Origin of the sequence: Streptomyces sp. HP-A2021 (assembly GCF_022807935.1) — a bacterium.
In the GTDB taxonomy this organism is placed as follows: Bacteria; Actinomycetota; Actinomycetes; order Streptomycetales; family Streptomycetaceae; genus Streptomyces; species Streptomyces afghaniensis.
This window is the reverse complement of record NZ_CP094344.1, coordinates 3,432,894-3,449,444: the sequence shown is the minus strand read 5'-3', so window position 1 is coordinate 3,449,444 and position 16,551 is coordinate 3,432,894. Positions and strand designations below refer to the sequence as shown.

10 protein-coding genes are annotated in these 16,551 nt (G+C 72.7%); 7 read left to right on the top strand and 3 right to left on the bottom strand.

Features of this window, described 5'->3' with window-relative positions; all coding sequences use genetic code 11:
* The first annotated feature begins 103 nt into the window (after positions 1-103).
* From MQE23_RS15560 to moeZ, 5 genes are all read left to right on the top strand, one after another.
* Positions 104-1,852 carry a DUF3492 domain-containing protein gene (locus tag MQE23_RS15560; protein ID WP_020269795.1) on the top strand — a complete coding sequence of 583 codons (1,749 nt, stop codon included), beginning with the start codon at positions 104-106 and terminating at the stop codon, positions 1,850-1,852.
* Positions 1,849-3,090 carry a hypothetical protein gene (locus MQE23_RS15555; RefSeq protein ID WP_243379406.1) on the top strand — a complete coding sequence of 414 codons (1,242 nt, stop codon included), beginning with the start codon at positions 1,849-1,851 and terminating at the stop codon, positions 3,088-3,090. The genes MQE23_RS15560 and MQE23_RS15555 overlap by 4 nt, the downstream gene beginning before the upstream one ends.
* Before the next feature lie 121 nt (positions 3,091-3,211).
* A complete protein-coding gene (locus MQE23_RS15550) occupies positions 3,212-4,171 on the top strand; it encodes an NAD-dependent epimerase/dehydratase family protein (protein WP_020269793.1) in 960 nt (319 codons plus the stop codon).
* A complete protein-coding gene (locus MQE23_RS15545; protein WP_243379405.1) occupies positions 4,159-4,908 on the top strand; it encodes a spherulation-specific family 4 protein in 750 nt (249 codons plus the stop codon). The genes MQE23_RS15550 and MQE23_RS15545 overlap by 13 nt, the downstream gene beginning before the upstream one ends.
* A gap of 63 nt (positions 4,909-4,971) precedes the next feature.
* Complete coding sequence (moeZ, locus tag MQE23_RS15540) at positions 4,972-6,150, top strand: adenylyltransferase/sulfurtransferase MoeZ (RefSeq protein ID WP_020269791.1); 1,179 nt, start codon at positions 4,972-4,974, stop codon at positions 6,148-6,150.
* A 92-nt stretch (positions 6,151-6,242) separates the two neighbouring features.
* Here moeZ and MQE23_RS15535 read toward each other — a convergent pair whose 3' ends face one another.
* The 3 genes from MQE23_RS15535 to MQE23_RS15525 form a co-directional block, all read right to left on the bottom strand.
* Positions 6,243-7,712, bottom strand: coding sequence for an alpha/beta hydrolase (locus tag MQE23_RS15535; RefSeq protein ID WP_037666856.1), 1,470 nt, complete (start codon positions 7,710-7,712; stop codon positions 6,243-6,245).
* 135 nt (positions 7,713-7,847) lie between these two features.
* A complete protein-coding gene (locus tag MQE23_RS15530) occupies positions 7,848-9,395 on the bottom strand; it encodes an alpha/beta fold hydrolase (RefSeq protein ID WP_243379404.1) in 1,548 nt (515 codons plus the stop codon).
* 108 nt (positions 9,396-9,503) lie between these two features.
* Positions 9,504-12,242 carry a lysylphosphatidylglycerol synthase domain-containing protein gene (locus tag MQE23_RS15525; RefSeq protein ID WP_243379403.1) on the bottom strand — a complete coding sequence of 913 codons (2,739 nt, stop codon included), beginning with the start codon at positions 12,240-12,242 and terminating at the stop codon, positions 9,504-9,506.
* Positions 12,243-12,428: 186 nt separating this feature from the next.
* On the opposite strand from MQE23_RS15525, the gene MQE23_RS15520 reads away from it, so the two are divergent.
* Entirely contained in the window at positions 12,429-12,851 is a 423-nt protein-coding gene (locus tag MQE23_RS15520; protein ID WP_243379402.1) for an MGMT family protein, read from the top strand.
* Between the two features lie 293 nt (positions 12,852-13,144).
* Positions 13,145-16,501, top strand: a complete 3,357-nt coding sequence (locus tag MQE23_RS15515) for an ATP-dependent DNA helicase (protein ID WP_243379401.1) — start codon at positions 13,145-13,147, stop codon at positions 16,499-16,501.
* The last annotated feature ends 50 nt before the right edge of the window (positions 16,502-16,551 follow it).

The following is a 16,551-nucleotide window of genomic DNA, read 5'->3' as shown; positions in this document are numbered from 1 at the left end:
CGGACAACCGTCCGTCGCGCCACCGCCTTGTCCGCATACGTTCGTCCCGCTGCGAGCCGCCGGGCAATGGCGGCTCCTGATACGGGAGATCGGGGGTGCACTCGTGCGCATCGGACTGCTTACGGAGGGTGGGTATCCGTATGTGAGCGGTGACGCCAGGCTCTGGTGCGACCGGCTGGTGCGCGGGCTCGGACAGCACGAGTTCGACGTCCACGCGCTCAGCCGCAGCCGGCACCAGGAGGACGAGGGCTGGATCCCGCTGCCGCCGAACGTCCGCAGGGTGCGCACCGCACCGATGTGGACGGCCGAGGACGACGAGGTGGTCCTCGGTCGCCGTGCGCGCAGGCGGTTCACCGAGTGCTTCGGCGAACTGGCAGCCGTGCTGAGCGGGGCCTCCGGGGGTGCGCCGGCCGTCTTTCAGCGGTCTTCCGCGGGAACGCCGGGCGCCGCCAAGAGGCCTTCCGAGGGTGCGTCGACCCACGAGGCGGACCGTTTCGCCAACGCTCTGTACGGGCTCGCCGAACTCGCCCGCGAGGCGGGTGGCCTGGTGGGGGCTCTCCGCTCCGAGACCGCCGTACGCACACTGGAACGCGCCTGTCGCGCGCCCGGCGCCCACCGCGCGGCGCGCGAGGCGCGCGTATCGGATCTGCTCGCCGTGGCCGCACACCTGGAACGCGCCCTGCGCCCCCTCTCCCTCGACTGGTACGAGGACGACGGACTCGGCGCGGTCGACCTCTGCCATGCCGCGTCCGGCGGCCCGGCCGCCCTGCCGGGCCTGCTCGCCCGCCACTTCACCGGCGTCCCCCTGCTGGTCTCCGAGTACGGCGTGCGCCTGCGCACCCACTACCTCACCGCCCCCGACGCCCCACCCGCCGTACGGTCCCTGCTGGCGGCCTTCCACGGCAGGCTCGCGGCCGAGGCCTACTCCCGGGCCGAGGTCGTCACGTCCGGCAACACGCACGCCCGCCGCTGGCAGGAGCGCTGTGGTGCCGACCGCGAGAAGCTCCGCACGGTCTACCCCGGCATGGACGCCCGGCCCTTCGCCGAGGTCGGTGAGTCCCCCGAGTGCGCCGACCCGGACACGCTCGTCTGGGTCGGACGCGTCGAGCCCGCCAAGGACCTGGTCTCGCTGCTGCACGCCTTCGCGGAGATCCGCAAGCGGCAGCCGAAGACGCGCCTGCGCATCGTCGGAGCGCCCGCCGGTTCCGAGGGCACGGCCTACCTCGGCCACTGCCGGACCCTGGCCGCCCAGCTCTTCCCCGACGAGGCCGACGGCCCGCACGCCACCGGCGACAACCCGGTGTCCTTCGAGGAGATCGGCGGGCCCGAACTCCCCTCCCTCGCCGACGCCTACGCCTCGGGCGCCGTGACCGTCCTCTCCAGCGTCGTCGAGGGCTTCCCGATCAGCCTCGTCGAGGCCATGCTCTGTGGACGCGTGACGGTGTCGACGGACGTCGGCGCGGTCGTGGAGGTCATCGGCGGCACCGGGCTCGTCGTACCGCCGCGCAACCCGCGGGCGCTCGCCGAGGCGTGCGTGGCGCTGCTGCGCGACCCCGCGCGCCGTGCCCGCCTGGGTGCCGCCGCCCGCGCCCGTGCCCTCGAACTGTTCACGGTCGAGCAGAACATCGAGGCATTTCACAGCATTTACCTGGAGATCGTCTCGCGCGCGCCGATCCGCCGTGTGGTCCTCGACGAAGCGGGGGCGCCGCTGCCCTTCGCCGTACCCGCCGAGGCCCACGTCCCGATCCGCTGGGCCGCCCCGTCCCCCAGCCTCGTCGTCCGCGGCGGCCCCGGCTGGGCCACGGCCAGACCCGTACGCGCCACCACTCCCGCCCCGGAGGGAGCACGATGAGCGGCTTGGGCGAACTGGACCGCCCGGAGACCCCCACCGGCCCGGGGGCGCCCGGGGCGCGGGGGGCCGCCCGCTCGGAGCAGGCGCCGAGCCCCGCGACCACGCCCGCACCCGCCCCCGAGACGGCCGCCGACCGCAAGCCCGCCACCCCGCGCCGCGGTGCCGCCGACCCCGTGAAGGCGCTGATGCACCGTCACCAGGAACTCTGCGAACGCGCGGTGGACCCCCTGGAGATCGCGGCGGGGCTGGAGGCGCACGGCATCACCGACCGGACCGCCGCCCGCTTCCGCCACCGGGACGTCTTCTCCCTGGCGGAAGAGATGTACGCGCGGGTCTCCCGGGACGGGGACGCACCCACGCCCGAAGCGCCCGCCGCTCCACGGGCACGCACCGACTGGGCCCTGCTGACTCTCCTCCCGGGCACGCTGTGCACCGCCGCCGTGGCAGCCGTGCACCTCACCCACGGCCGGTCGCGCCTGTTCGCTGCGGCGGCCGGCACCCTCGCCGTGGCCCTTGCCTTCCGCGCGGCCCTGCACCGGGGCCCCCTGAGCCGACCCGACCGCACTGTCCCCGGCAGGTCCACGACCCGGACCAGCTGGCTCGTGGCGTACGCCCTCCTGGGCAACGGTCTGCTCGACGGCGCCATCGCCGGAGGCCCCGACAGCCTGCCCACCGGTACCGCCGACGGCCCCTGGCCCCTCACCACCGCCCCCGTCCTGGCCCTCGCCCTGGCCTGCGCCCCCGCCGCCTGGACCGCCCACCTCTTCACCGCGCGCGCCCGCCGCAAACTCGCGGCCAGCCGCGGCCTGGAGGACTTCGCCGCCGCCGTACGACCGCTCCTGTTCGGCACGTTCGTCCTGTTCCTGGGCGCCCTGGCGGCCCTGCTCACCCTCTGCGCCGCAGTCCTCGACGAGCCCGCGGCCTACGCAGAGACCCTCACCCTGGGCGCCCTCCTCTTCCTGGCCCGCCTCCTCACCACTCACGGATTCGCCTACGCCCCCGCCGTGGTCCTCACCGCCACGGCCACGCTCCAGGCGGCCGCCCTCGCCGCGGTCTTCACCTCCCGCCTCCCCGGCTGCGGCTTCCTGGCCACTCCCGTCGAAACCCTCGTCACCACCTGGGGTGCCGGCAGCGTCCCCGCCCTCGCCTGCGGTACGGCGGCCCTGGCCCTCCTGGTCCACGCGACCCGCAAGCTGACCAGGGCCTCGGCCCACGCACCGCCGGAGCCCTCCCGGTGACCCGCCGCCGCCACCGGCCCCGTCGCCACCGGCAGCACGCCTCACGTCCCTCCCTTCCCGCCTCAAGGAGAACCCGCATGACCACCCGCCCAGCAGCCCCGGCCGCCCCGGGAGCCGCGCGATGAGAGTCCTGCTGATCGGAGCCAACGGCTACATCGGGCGCTTCGTCGCCGACCGCCTGCTCGCCGACCCGGCCGTGCAGCTCACCGCCCTCGGCCGGGGCGACGACGCCGACGTCCGCTTCGACCTCGCATCCGGCAGCCCCGGCGCCCTCACCCGCTTCCTCGACGCGGTCCACCCCGGCGTCGTCGTCAACTGCGCCGGCGCCACCAGGGGAGGTGCCCGCGAGCTCACCCGCCACAACACCGTCGCCGTGGCCACCGTCTGCGAAGCCCTGCGCCGCAGCGGCTGCGGTGCCCGACTGGTGCAGATCGGGTGCAGCGCCGAGTACGGCCCCAGCCAGCCCGGCTCCTCCACGGCGGAGGACGCCGTCCCCCGGCCCGGCGGCCCGTACGGCGTCAGCAAACTCGCCGCCACCGAACTCGTCCTCGGCTCCGGCCTGGACGCCGTCGTCCTGCGCGTCTTCTCACCGGCCGGGCCCGGCACCCCCGCCGGCTCCCCGCTGGGCCGGCTCGCCGAGGCCATGCGCCGCGCCATGCAGTCCGGCGACGGCGAACTGAAACTCGGCGGCCTCGGCGCGCAGCGCGACTTCGTCGACGTCCGGGACGTGGCCCGGGCCGTCCACGCCGCCTCGCTCTCCGCCGCGCAGGGCGTCATCAACATCGGCTCCGGCCGTGCCGTCCGCCTGCGCGACGCCGCCGCAGTCCTCGCCCGCGTGGCCGGATACGGCGGCGCGCTCCACGAACTCGACGGCCCTCCCGGCGCCCTGCGCCAGTCCATCGGCCACCCCCGCCCCGACCCGGACCACGCGCCCCCGGTCGCGTACCCGTACCCGGACGGCTGCGGCAGCTGGCAGCAGGCCGATGTGCGCACTGCCCGCGACCGGCTCGGCTGGCGCCCCCGGATCGGCCTCGAGGAGTCCCTCGCCGACATCTGGATGGAGGCGGCATGCCGCATCTGACCAGCACCAGGCCACGCACGTCCGGCACGGAACTCCGGCCCGGCGTCGGCGTCCCCGGCTATGCGCACCCCCTCCTCGCCCCCACCGAGTGGGGCGAACTCACCCGCCCCGGCACCCCGCTGCACTGGGTGGTCCTCAACGTGGCCGACGGCCCCGGCGCCCGCCCCGACCCGCACTGCCTGGAGGCGGCCGGGCGCCTGCGCAACGCCGGTGTCCGCGTCCTCGGCCATCTCGACACCCGGTACGGCACCCGGAACTTCGGGGAGCTGATCTCCGACGCCCACCGGTTCGTCGACTGGTACCAGGTCGACGGCTTCCTCCTGGACCGCTGCCCGGCAGACCATGCCGGGCTGCCCGAGGTACGCCGCACGGTCGCCACGCTCCGGGTGATCCGTGACGAGGCCCACATCGTCCTCGGTCACGGCATCCACCCGCACCCGGGCTACGCCCGGCTCGCCGACCAGCTGGTCACCTTCTCCGGCCCGTGGAGCGACTACCGCTGGTCGCAGGTGGCCGAGTGGACCGCCGACCATCCGCCCGAGCGCTTCTGCCACTTCGTCCACGGAGTGCCCCGCCCGCACCTGGGGGAGGCGCTGCGCATCGCCCGCTGGGCGGGCGCCGCGACGATCTGGTTCACCGACCACACGGACCAGGGCGGCCGCACCGACCCCTGGGAGACCATGCCCGGCTACTGGGACGAAATCGTCTCGCTGGTCGGAACAGGTGTCTCGGAATGAAAAAGCACATGGCACTGTTACGGGGAGAACAACCGTAGTGATTGACCGACCAACGGAGTCCCCGTGTCGCTGCCACCCCTGGTCGAGCCGGCTTCCGAGCTCACCGTAGACGAGGTCCGCAGGTACTCCCGCCACCTGATCATCCCCGACGTCGGGATGGACGGGCAGAAGCGGCTGAAGAACGCCAAGGTGCTGTGTGTGGGCGCCGGCGGCCTGGGCTCGCCGGCGCTGATGTACCTGGCCGCCGCGGGCGTCGGAACCCTCGGCATCGTGGAGTTCGACGAGGTCGACGAGTCGAACCTGCAGCGCCAGATCATCCACAGCCAGGCCGACATCGGCCGCCCCAAGGCGGAGTCCGCCCGTGACAGCGTCAAGGGCATCAACCCGTACGTGAACGTGATCCTTCACGAGGAGCGGCTCGAGGCCGACAACGTGATGGAGATCTTCAGCCAGTACGACCTGATCGTCGACGGCACGGACAACTTCGCGACCCGCTACCTGGTCAACGACGCCTGCGTGCTGCTGAACAAGCCGTACGTCTGGGGCTCGATCTACCGCTTCGACGGCCAGGCCTCCGTCTTCTGGTCCGAGCACGGCCCCTGCTACCGCTGCCTGTACCCGGAGCCCCCGCCCCCCGGCATGGTCCCCTCCTGCGCCGAGGGCGGCGTCCTGGGCGTGCTGTGCGCGTCCATCGGCTCCATCCAGGTCAACGAGGCCATCAAGCTGCTCGCCGGCATCGGTGAGCCGCTGGTCGGCCGGCTGATGATCTACGACGCCCTGGAGATGCAGTACCGCCAGGTCAAGGTCCGTAAGGACCCGGACTGCGCGGTCTGCGGCGAGAACCCGACCGTCACCGAGCTCATCGACTACGAGGCCTTCTGCGGCGTCGTCTCCGAGGAGGCCCAGGCGGCGGCCGCCGATTCCACGATCACTCCCAAGCAGCTCAAGGAGTGGATCGACGACGGCGAGAGCATCGACATCATCGACGTCCGCGAGCCGAACGAGTACGAGATCGTCTCCATCCCGGGCGCCCGGCTGATCCCGAAGAACGAGTTCCTCATGGGCACCGCCCTGGAGAGCCTCCCGCAGGACAAGAAGATCGTCCTGCACTGCAAGACGGGTGTCCGCAGTGCGGAAGTCCTCGCGGTCCTGAAGTCCGCGGGCTTCTCGGACGCGGTCCACGTCGGCGGCGGCGTGATCGGCTGGGTCAACCAGATCGAGCCGGACAAGCCGGTCTACTGACCGGACGCGCCGGCATACCGAGCCGTATCCGGCCTCCCTTCGCGAGCGGCGGGGGCTTCGCGCACCACGGGTGCCCGGAGCCCCCGCCGTCGTCATGAGCAGACCTTGCCGTCCTTCGGCACCGAACCGTCCAGCAGATACGCGTCCACCGTGGAGTCGACACAGTCGCTGCCACTGCCGTACGCGCCATGTCCCTCGCCCCGCCAGGTGAGCATCACTCCGACGCCCTTGCCCAGCTCGTCGGCCATCCTCCGGGCACCCTCGTACGGGGTGGCCGGGTCGCCGGTGTTGCCCACCACCAGGACCGGTGCCGCGCCCGGGGCGCTCACCTCCGGGGTGTCGTGCTGCCCGGGCACCGGCCAGTCGTGGCACCAGCCGGCCGTGTCCCAGCCGAGGAACGTCCCGAAGACCGGGGAGATCTTCTCGAACTGGGGCAACAGCTTCCTGGTGGTCGCCGCGGTCGGCCGCTGCCTGTCGTCCAGGCACGATATGACCCGTTGGGCGTGGGTCGTCGTGCCGTAGCGTCCCGACGGGTCGCGTTCGTTGTAGCCGTCGGCGAGGGTCAGCAGTTCCGAGCCGTCTCCCCGCTGGGCCGCGTCGAGGGCGCTGGTCAGCGTGGGCCAGCTGTCCTTGCTGTAGAGCGGCAGGATGATGCCGGTGACGGCGAGTGTCTGTGTCAGCTTCCGCTCGGGCGTGCCCGCCGGCAGGGGCCGGGAGTCGATCCGTCGCAGGAGGTCCGCGATCTTCCGCGAACCCTCCGCCGGGTCCTGGCCCGTGGACTTCAGGTAGCCGTCCAGCGCGCGCTGGAAGCCCCTCGCCTGGTTGCGGGCATGTCCCACCGCGTCGGCCCCGGGGTCGACGACCGCGTCCAGAGTCATCCGCCCCACGTTCTTCGGGAACAGGTGCGCATACGTGCCGCCCAGTTCGGTGCCGTAGGAGATGCCGAAGTAGTGCATCTTCTCGTCGCCGAGGACTTCCCGGATGCGGTCCATGTCGCGGGCCGAGTCGGCGGTCGACACGTGCGCCATCAGCTTCCCGGCGTCCTTCTGGCAGCCCTTGCCGAAGTCGGCGGCGTCCTGGAAGAACGCCTTTTCCTCCGCGGGTGTGTCCGGGGTGACGTCCACCGACTCGGCCGCCTGGATCTCCTTGTCGCCGCGGCAGCGCACACCCTCGCTCGCGCCGACTCCGCGCGGGTCCCAGCTCACCAGGTCGTACCGCTCGCGGAGTCGGGAGACGGTCGGGGCGTACGACGGCATCATGGACACGCCCGAGGCGCCGGGGCCGCCGAAGTTGAACAGCAGTGAGCCCGCGCGGTCGTCACCGCGGGCCTTGGCGCGGATCAGCGCCAGCCCGATCGTCTCGCCGTCAGGTTTCGACCAGTCCAGCGGCACCTTCAGCGTCGCGCACTGCCAGTCGCTGCTCGGTGCGGGGGCGTCGCCGGTGGCCTTGCAGCGGCCCCAGGAGAGCCCGCCCCTGTCGTCGTCCGGCGAGCCGCCGCTGCATCCCGCGGCGAGCAGTGCCGAGGCGACCGCCAAAGCCGTCCACCGTGCGAAACGCGTCATGGGCCCATCCCCCCTCGCAGGCCGTCCGCACCGTGCCGCGGATGGCGGTCAGGCCATGGTAGGCAGATCCCGCGCCAGCCGTTGCAGCCTGTGGATAACCTTCTGACCTGCGCGTTCGTCAAGCCGGGCCTGATGTCATGTGCAAACGGTCCCCGCCCGCGGCACCTTTCCGTCCAGCAGATAGCCGTTCACCGCGCTCTGCACGCACTTGTTCTTGCTGTCGTACGCGCCGTGCCCCTGGCCCCGGTACGTCAGCTCGACTCCGACCCCCTTGCCCAGCGCCTCCACCATCTTCCGTGCGCCCTCGTACGGGGTGGCCGGGTCGCCGGTGTTGCCGACGACCAGGATCGGCGCCGAGCCCGGCGCGCTCACGTCCGGGTGGTCGGCGGCGCCCGGCACGGCCCAGTCGGTGCAGCTGATCATGCCCCAGGCCAGGAAGTCGCCGAACAGGTCGGAGGCCGCCCGGAATTCGGGCAGTTTCCGCTCCACGAAGGCGGTGTCGTAGCGGGGTTTGTCGTCCGCGCAGTTGATGGCGACGTTGGCGGCGGTGCTGTTGTCGTACTCGCCGTTCTCCTCGCGCCCGTTCATCGTGTCGGACAGCAGCATCAGGATGCTGCCGTCGCCGTCGTACGCCTGTTGCAGGCCCTCGGTGAGGTACTCCCAGAAGCCCTTCGAGTACAGCGCCTGGAGGATGCCGCTGGTGGCCGCGCTCTGGGTCAGCTGGCGCGGGAAGACACCCGGGATCGGTGTGCGGTCGAGGTCCTCCAGCAGTCCGGCGATACGGTCCGTCACGTCCTGTGCGCTGTCGCCGAGGGGGCACTCCTCGGTCTTCGACACGCAGTCCTCGGCGAAGTTGTCCAGCGCGAGCTGGAAGCCCTTGGTCTGCCCGAGCGAGCCCTGCTCGGCGTTCTGCGTGGGGTCGACGACGGCGTCGAACACGGCGCGGCCGACCCGCTCGGGGAACAGGTGGGCGTAGACGCCGCCGAGTTCGGTGCCGTAGGAGATGCCGAAGTAGTGCAACTTCTCGTCGCCCAGGACCTGGCGCATCAGGTCCAGGTCGCGGGCTGCGTCGGTGGTGCGCACGTGCGGCAGGATCTTCTCGGAGTTCTGCTCGCAGGCGTCGTTGAACTCCTTGGTGCTGTCCATGAGTTCGGTGCGTTCGGCCGGGTCGTCAGGTGTGGCGTCCTGCTGGAAGTACGCGTCGAGCTGCTGGTCGTTCTCACAGATCACGGGCGCGCTGCGGCCGACTCCGCGAGGGTCGAAGCTGACCAGGTCGTAGCGGGTGCGCAGCGTGCCGTAGTCCTCCGCGAAGGACGGCAGCGCGGTGACGCCCGAGCCGCCGGGGCCGCCGAAGTTGAAGATGAGCGAGCCGATGCGGGCGCTCTCGTCCCCGCTGCTCCTGGCCCGGATCAGTTCGAGGCCGATCGTGTCGCCCTTGGGGTCGTCCCAGTCGAGCGGGGCCTTCATGGTGGCGCACTGCCACTCGTCGCCGTCCGGCAGTGGTGAGGGCGCGGCGCCTCCTCCCTGTGCGTCGGACGGGGTCGGGCAGTCCTTCCAGCTCAGCTCCTGCTGCGTCAGGTCCTCGTCCTTGGCGTCGTCGTCACCGCAGCCCGCCAGCACGGCGGACAGCAGCACGGCGGTGGCGGTCAGGGCGGCGGCACGCAGCCGGAGGAGGGTCGGCATGGTTCCATCCTGCGGCGGCGGGGGGCAGTCCGCGCGGGACGCGTGCCGTACGAGGTAGGAGGGGCTGGTGGCGCTCCGGTGGCCACTGAAGGGCTTGTGCAGGCCGGGTCAGAGGGCCTGCTTGCGTGTGAGGTGGTTGAAGGCCAGCCAGCCCGGCAGCACGGGCAGCCACAGCGTCAGCAGGCGGAACAGCAGGACCGCCGGTGCCGCGACTTCCTTCGGCAGCCCGACGGCGATCAGACCGACGGTCAGGGTCGCCTCGACCGCGCCCACACCTCCCGGGGTCGGCGCCGCGGACCCCAGGGCGTTGCCCGCGAGGAAGACGACGGCGACGCTGGCGAGGCTGATCGACGTCGACTCGTCGCCGAACGCGCGGATCGACGCGTCCAGGCACATCACGAAGCATGCGGTCAGCAGCAGCATGCCGCCGATGCCGGTGACCAGCTTCTGCGGCCGCTGGAGCACGTCCAGCATGCGCGGCACGACACCTGCGAACAGCGACCTCACGCGCGTGACGACGAACTTCCGAAGGAACGGCACCGAGGTCACCACGAGCACCAGCACCGCCACCGTCAGCAGACCGGCGATGACCGTCCGGGACGGCGACAGCGACGGCGTCTTCTCGGTGCCGGTCAGATAGCCGAAGGCCAGCAGCATCAGGATGTGACAGCCGAGCCCGAACAACTGCGACGCTCCGACGCTCGCCACCGCGAGCCCCGGCCGCACTCCCGCGCGCTGGAGGAAGCGCGTGTTGAGGGCGACACCGCCCACCGCCGCCGGGGCGACGATCTTCACGAACGACCCGGCAACCTGCGCCGCCACGGTCCGCACGAACGGCACCCGCTCGGGCACGAACCCCAGCAGAGCCATCGCCGCCGCGATGTAGCTGCCCATCGAGAACAGCACGGCCGCGGCGACCCAGCCCCACTCGGCGTTCGCGATGAGCGGCCCGAATTCGATGTGCGTGAGCTGCGTCAGCAGGAAGTACGCGCCGATCGCGCCGGCCATGAAGCTGAGCAGCGTGCGCGGCCGCACCCGCTCCAGGCGGGCCGGCTCGACGGGTGCCTGCGGCCTGATCCGCAGCACCTCGTGCCGGATCTGCGTGAGCAGGTCTTCCTCGCGCGCCTCCTCCAGGGCCTCGTCGATGGCCCGCTTCTCGGCCCGCTGTTCCGCCCGTACGGTCTTCTTGTCGGGTTTCTCCAGAACCGGCACGGCCTCGTCCGAAGCGTCCTCCGGACGCGCCTGCTTGGCCTGCCGGGACGCCTCCAGGACGGCCTCGCGCTCACGCTGTGCCCGCTCCCGGGCCAGCCTGCGCAGCGTCGCGCGCGTGGAACGGCTGAGCGCGATGGGCTGGAGCATCGGCAGGCAGTCCGCCACCGCGTCGGGGCCGAGCACCTCCACCGCCGAGGCGACCGCCCGCTCGGCGCCCACCCGGAGGCCGAGGGTCACCAGCAGCTGGGACGTGTCCATGCGCAGCAGCAGGTCGCCGGCCGCGATCTCGCCGACGCGCAGGTCGGTGAGGATCACCGTGCCGGAACGATCCACCAGAATCGCGTCGCCGACCAGCCTGCGGTGCGCGATGCGCCGGGACTGAAGAGCCTTCACCTGGTGCCAGGTGTCGCTCAGCAGGTCGTCGGTGATCTCCTCGTCCGGCAGCGAGTCCAGGGTGCGGCCGCCGCTGTGCTCGTAGACGAGCATCACCGCGTCGGGACCCAGCTCGGACGTGGCGATCAGCTTGGGCGCGTTGGCGCCGGCGGCGATCGCCGCGTACGCCAGCAGCGCCTCCTGCTCCAGGGCCTGGCGCAGCGACTGGAGGCTGCTGCGGGTGGCGAAGCCGCGCAGGGTCAGGTTGCGCCACGCGCGGTAGAAGAAGCCCTGCGCCTGCTGCTCCCGGTCGACCACCGTCACGTCCAGCGGCGGGCCGTCCTCGAGCGTGACGAAGTAGCGGCGGCCCCGGTCGCCGGCGTCCGGGTTGTCCGAGATGTCCTCGCGGGACGCGCTGACCGGGCGGAAGCCGACCGTCCGCAGGCCCGCCATGAGGGTCTGCCCGGTGGGCCGGACGTTGGGCGAACCGACCGCGTAGAGCGTGCCGTAGGCCACGGTCCAGCCGATCAGCACCGTCAGGATGATCGAGAACGGTGTCGTGTACCCGGTGACGAGCATCGAGAAGGCGTCGAGGAGCAGCACGACCCACAGCACCGCGCGCCATCGGGGTCGGCGCGACATGCCGACCGCCGTCATGTACGCGATGACCGGCGCCAGATAGCCGTGCACGGGGTCGGTCAACGCGTGGATGTCGCCGGGGGAGGGCTGGGTGAGCGCCTCCTGGATCGAGTCCGGGGCGGCGCGGGCGACCCACAGGTCGGTGGCGAGGGTCACACCGTGGGCGAGGACGGCCGCGAGCACGCCGTCGGCGATTCTGAGCCCGTCCCGCTTGATCAGCCGCTCGATGGCGAAGGCGACCGGCACCAGCAGGATCGCGATGCTGGAGGCCAGACCCGCGATCTTGATGAGCAGGTCGGGCGCCTGGCCCGTGCCCTTGTTGATGTCCTGTTCCAGGCCCGAGGTCGTGCCGTGCGCGAACGCGGCGATCCCGATCAGCAGCGCCACGGCGAGTACGCCCACCAGGAGCCGCATCAGGTCGGACGGGCGGTGCACGCGCGCGGGGAGCAGCGGTTCGTCGCCCTCCACCTCGTCGATGTGCACGGTCTCCTCGTCCTCGGCGGACGCCGGGGCCTTCTTGCGGGACTTCTCGGAGGCCGCCGGGCCGTCGTCCGGAGTGCCCGGGCGCGATGAAGCGTCAGAGGTGCCCTCCGGGTCCTCGGGGTGCGCACCCTGCTGCTTCATCGTCTCTTCTTGGTCTCGTATCACCGGTCACCGCCCGCACGATGGTGGCATGCCGCACCGACACACGGGGGCATCAGGGTGCACATGCGGGGGCGGACAGTCTGCCCGACGCGCTGCCGCCGGGCGAGGGAAACGCTCCGGAGCACGCCCGTCCCGTTGTCGGTGGGGTGCGGCAGGATGGGGCGGATGAGCAAGGAAAGCCTTCCGCAGGACGCCGGCGCACAGGACGCCCGCCCGGGGTACGGCGACGCCCGTGAGGAACCCGGGGAAGCGCTGCCCGCGTACGCCGAGCGGGTCCTGGACGTCGCCGAACTGATCCCGCCGGGCTGTGTCATGACATACGGGGACGTCGCCGAGTGGCTGGAGGGGGGCGGTCCGCGGCAGGTCGGCCGCGTGATGGCTCTCTACGGCGGAGCCGTTCCGTGGTGGCGTGTCGTCCGCGCGGACGGCGTCCTGTTGCCGGGGCACGAGCAGCGGGCGCTCGGCCACTACCGCGCGGAGGGCACGCCCCTGAAGGAGGCGGGCCGGGCCACCGAGGGCCACCTGCCGCGCCTCGACATGAGACGGGCGCGCTGGGACGGCGGCGAACGCGCGGAGGGTCACACCTGACAGCTTCCGGCATCGGACGCCCTCCTGTGTGACCCGTGATCCGGACGGGGGAATCGGGGCACTCCGCCGCCATGACGTACGTTCGTGAGATGAGGGACATGAGTGCCGGGAGCGCCAGTAGCGGCATGGGGGCCATGAGGGCCTTGAGTGATTGGCGGGAAGAAGAGGAAGCCCTGCTTCCGCCTCACCCGTCGGCGTAGCGTCGGCTGCACGCGTCCCCGTCACCCCGCGGTCACCGCCCGCCACGCGCGGTGGCCCGCCAACCAGCACTTCCACCAGGACCGGCGAACCACGTGAGCTCCTCTTTCTCCACCAGCGGCCTGTCGCACCCCCGGGTGCGGCGGGGGAGCCGTGGCGCTTACCGACTGGTACGTACCCCTCCTGAACGGCTGGACCCCCCTCATTTGGACGCCTCGCAGCGCTCCGTGGTTGACCACGCCACCGGCCCGCTGCTCGTTCTCGCAGGTCCGGGCACCGGCAAGACCACCACGCTCGTCGAGTCCGTGGCCGAGCGCATCGCCCGGGGCCAGGACCCCGAGCGCATCCTCGTGCTCACCTTCAGCCGCAGGGCGGCCGTCGAACTGCGCGACCGCATGGCCCTGCGAAGCGGCGCGGCCCACGCGCCCCAGGCGACCACCTTCCACTCCTTCTGCTACGCCCTGGTCCGCGCCCACCAGGACAGCGACCTGTTCGTGGAGCCGCTACGGCTGCTGTCCGGCCCCGAGCAGGACGTCTCGGTCCGGGAGCTGCTCGCCGGCCAGGTGGACCTGGAGCGGCTCGGGCTCGCTCACGTGCGCTGGCCGGACGAGCTGCGCGCCTGCCTGACCACCCGTGGTTTCGCCGACGAGGTCCGCGCGGTCCTCGCCCGCACCCGTGAACTGGGTCTCGGGCCGGACGCCCTGGACGCCTTCGCCCGCCGCACGGGACGCCCCGACTGGCGCGCCGCCGCCGCCTTCCTCGCCGAGTACCTCGACGTGCTCGACCTCCAGGGCGTGATCGACTACGCGGAACTCGTCCACCGCGCGGTGCTCCTCGCCCGCCGGCCCGAGGTCGCCGCGTGGCTCGCCGCCCGCTACGACGCCGTCTACGTCGACGAGTACCAGGACACCGATCCCGCTCAGGTACGACTTCTGCACGCCCTGGCCGGCGGCGGCCGCACGCTCGTCGCGTTCGGTGACCCCGACCAGTCGATCTACGCGTTCCGCGGAGCGGACGTGAACGGCATCCTCGACTTCCCGCACGCCTTCCCACGCGCGGACGGCCGCCCGGCCCCCGTCGCTGTGCTGCGCACCTCCCGCCGCTCCGGCGCCGCCCTGCTGGCCGCCACCCGGCTGCTGACCCAGCGCATGCCGCTGACCCGCCTGCCCGCCGAGAAGGTGCGCGCCCACCGCGAACTCGCGCCCGTACGGGACGGCGGCCGCGTCGAGGCGTACACGTACCCGACGCCCGGGACGGAGCTGGACAACATCGCCGACATCCTGCGCAGGGCCCACCTGGAGGACGGCGTCCCCTGGAGTGAGATGGCCGTCCTGGTGCGTGCCGGTTCCCGCACCATCCCGACGGTCCGCCGCGCCCTGACGGCGGCCGGTGTACCCGTGGACGTCGACGGTGACGACGTGCCCCTGCGTCACGAACCGGCGGTGGCCCCGCTGCTGACGGCGCTGCGGGCGGTGGCCACGGCGGAGACAGCCGATTCTGAGAGCGGACCTGCCGAGCCTGAGGACCCCGAGAGGGCCACCTCCACCGAGGACGCCCCCTCCCCGCAGCCGGACACCTGCTGGCTCGACACCGAGACCGCCCTCACCCTCCTCACCTCCCCGCTCGCGAGCATGGACGCCGCCGACCTGCGCCGCCTCGGCCGGGCCCTGCGCGACGAGGAGCGGGCGGCGGGCACCCCGCTGCCGCCGCCCTCCGACGTGCTGCTCGCGCAGGCACTCGCCGAGCCGGAGCGCCTCGCCGTGCACGACCCCACGTACGCGCGTGGTGCCCAGCGCCTCGGCGCGCTGCTGCGCAAGGCCCGTGAGCGGCTGGCGGGCGGCGGTACGGCCGAGGAGGCGCTGTGGGACCTGTGGGAGGGCACGCCCTGGCCCACACGGCTGGAGCGGGCCGCACGCCGGGGCGGCGCGGCCGGGCGCAACGCGGACCGCGATCTGGACGCCGTCTGCGCGCTGTTCGCGACCGCGGCCCGTGCCGAGGAGCGCACCGGCGGCCGGGGCGCCCTCAACTTCCTGGAGGAGATCGAGGCCGAGGACATCGCAGCCGACACCCTCACACGCCGCGCTGTACGCCCCGACGCGGTCCGCCTGATGACCGCGCACCGCTCCAAGGGCCTGGAATGGCGCCTCGTGGTCGTCGCGGGCGTTCAGGAGGGCCTGTGGCCGGATCTGCGCCGCCGCGGCTCCCTGCTGGAGGCCGACCGCATCGGCCGCGACGGACTCGCCGAACCCCTCACCCCCGGCGCGCTGCTCGCCGAGGAGCGCCGGCTGTTCTACGTGGCCGCCACGCGCGCGCGTGAACGCCTCGTCGTGACCGCGGTCAAGGCCCCGGCGGACGACGGCGACCAGCCCTCCCGCTTCCTCACCGAACTCGGCGTCGAACCCAAGGACGTCACGGGACGCCCGCGCCGCCCGCTGTCCGTGGCGGCACTCGTCGCCGAACTGCGCGCCACCACGGTCGACCCGCGTGTCTCCGACGCCCTCCGGGAGGCCGCAGCCCGCCGCCTCGCCCGGCTCGCGGCCCTCGCCGACGAGGACGGCCGCCCCTTGGTGCCGTCCGCGCACCCCTACCGCTGGTGGGGCATGTTCGAGCCGACCGAGTCCAAGGTGCCGCTGCGCGACCGCGACCAGCCGGTCGTGCTCTCCGGCAGCGCCCTCGACCAGCTCGCCAACACCTGCGCCCTGCAATGGTTCCTGGGCCGCGAGGTGAAGGCCGACGCGCCCGCGACCGCCGCCCAGGGCTTCGGCAACGTGGTGCACGTCCTCGCCGACGAGGTCGCCTCCGGGCACACCCCGGCCGACCTGTCCGTCCTCATGGAACGGCTCGACTCCGTGTGGAACGCCCTGGCCTTCGACGCGCCGTGGAAGTCGGACCAGGAGAAGGACAACGCGCGCGTGGCGCTCGAACGGTTCCTGAAGTGGCACGTCATGGACCGCACCGGACGCACCCCGGTGGCCAGCGAGCACGACTTCGACGTCACCCTCGAAGCCGGTGACTACCAGGTGCGCATCCGCGGCCAGATGGACCGCGTGGAGGCGGACGGCGAGGGCCGTGCCTACGTCGTCGACTTCAAGACCGGCAAACAGGCGCCCACCGGCAAGGAGGTGGAGCGCCACCCGCAGCTCGCCGTCTACCAGCTGGCCGTCCGCGAGGGTGCCGTCGACGACGTCTTCGACGGTGTGCGCCCCGAGCCAGGCGGTGCCGAACTGGTCCACCTGCGTCAGGGCGCCGCCCAGCGCGACGGCGGCGAGACCCTGCCCAAGGTGCAGGCCCAGGAGCCGCTGGAGGGGGAGTGGGTCGGTGACCTGCTGGCCACCGCGGCCGGCAAGGTCCTCGACGAACGGTTCACACCGACCGCCGGCCAGCACTGCACGCACTGCGCGTTCCGGGCCTCGTGCAGCGCGCGGCAGGAGGGCCGTCATGTCGTCGAGTGATCTATCGCACCATATGTGCTGACCTGCGCTTCTTCTGTCCCGGAAGCCGA

Coding starts and splice junctions, on each gene's coding strand:
- MQE23_RS15555 (WP_243379406.1), top strand. CDS start 1,849: ATGAGCGGCTTGGGCGAACTGGACCGCCCGGAGACCCCCACCGGCCCG.
- MQE23_RS15550 (WP_020269793.1), top strand. CDS start 3,212: ATGAGAGTCCTGCTGATCGGAGCCAACGGCTACATCGGGCGCTTCGTC.
- MQE23_RS15545 (WP_243379405.1), top strand. CDS start 4,159: ATGCCGCATCTGACCAGCACCAGGCCACGCACGTCCGGCACGGAACTC.
- MQE23_RS15535 (WP_037666856.1), bottom strand. CDS start 7,712: ATGACGCGTTTCGCACGGTGGACGGCTTTGGCGGTCGCCTCGGCACTG.
- MQE23_RS15530 (WP_243379404.1), bottom strand. CDS start 9,395: ATGCCGACCCTCCTCCGGCTGCGTGCCGCCGCCCTGACCGCCACCGCC.
- MQE23_RS15525 (WP_243379403.1), bottom strand. CDS start 12,242: ATGAAGCAGCAGGGTGCGCACCCCGAGGACCCGGAGGGCACCTCTGAC.
- MQE23_RS15520 (WP_243379402.1), top strand. CDS start 12,429: ATGAGCAAGGAAAGCCTTCCGCAGGACGCCGGCGCACAGGACGCCCGC.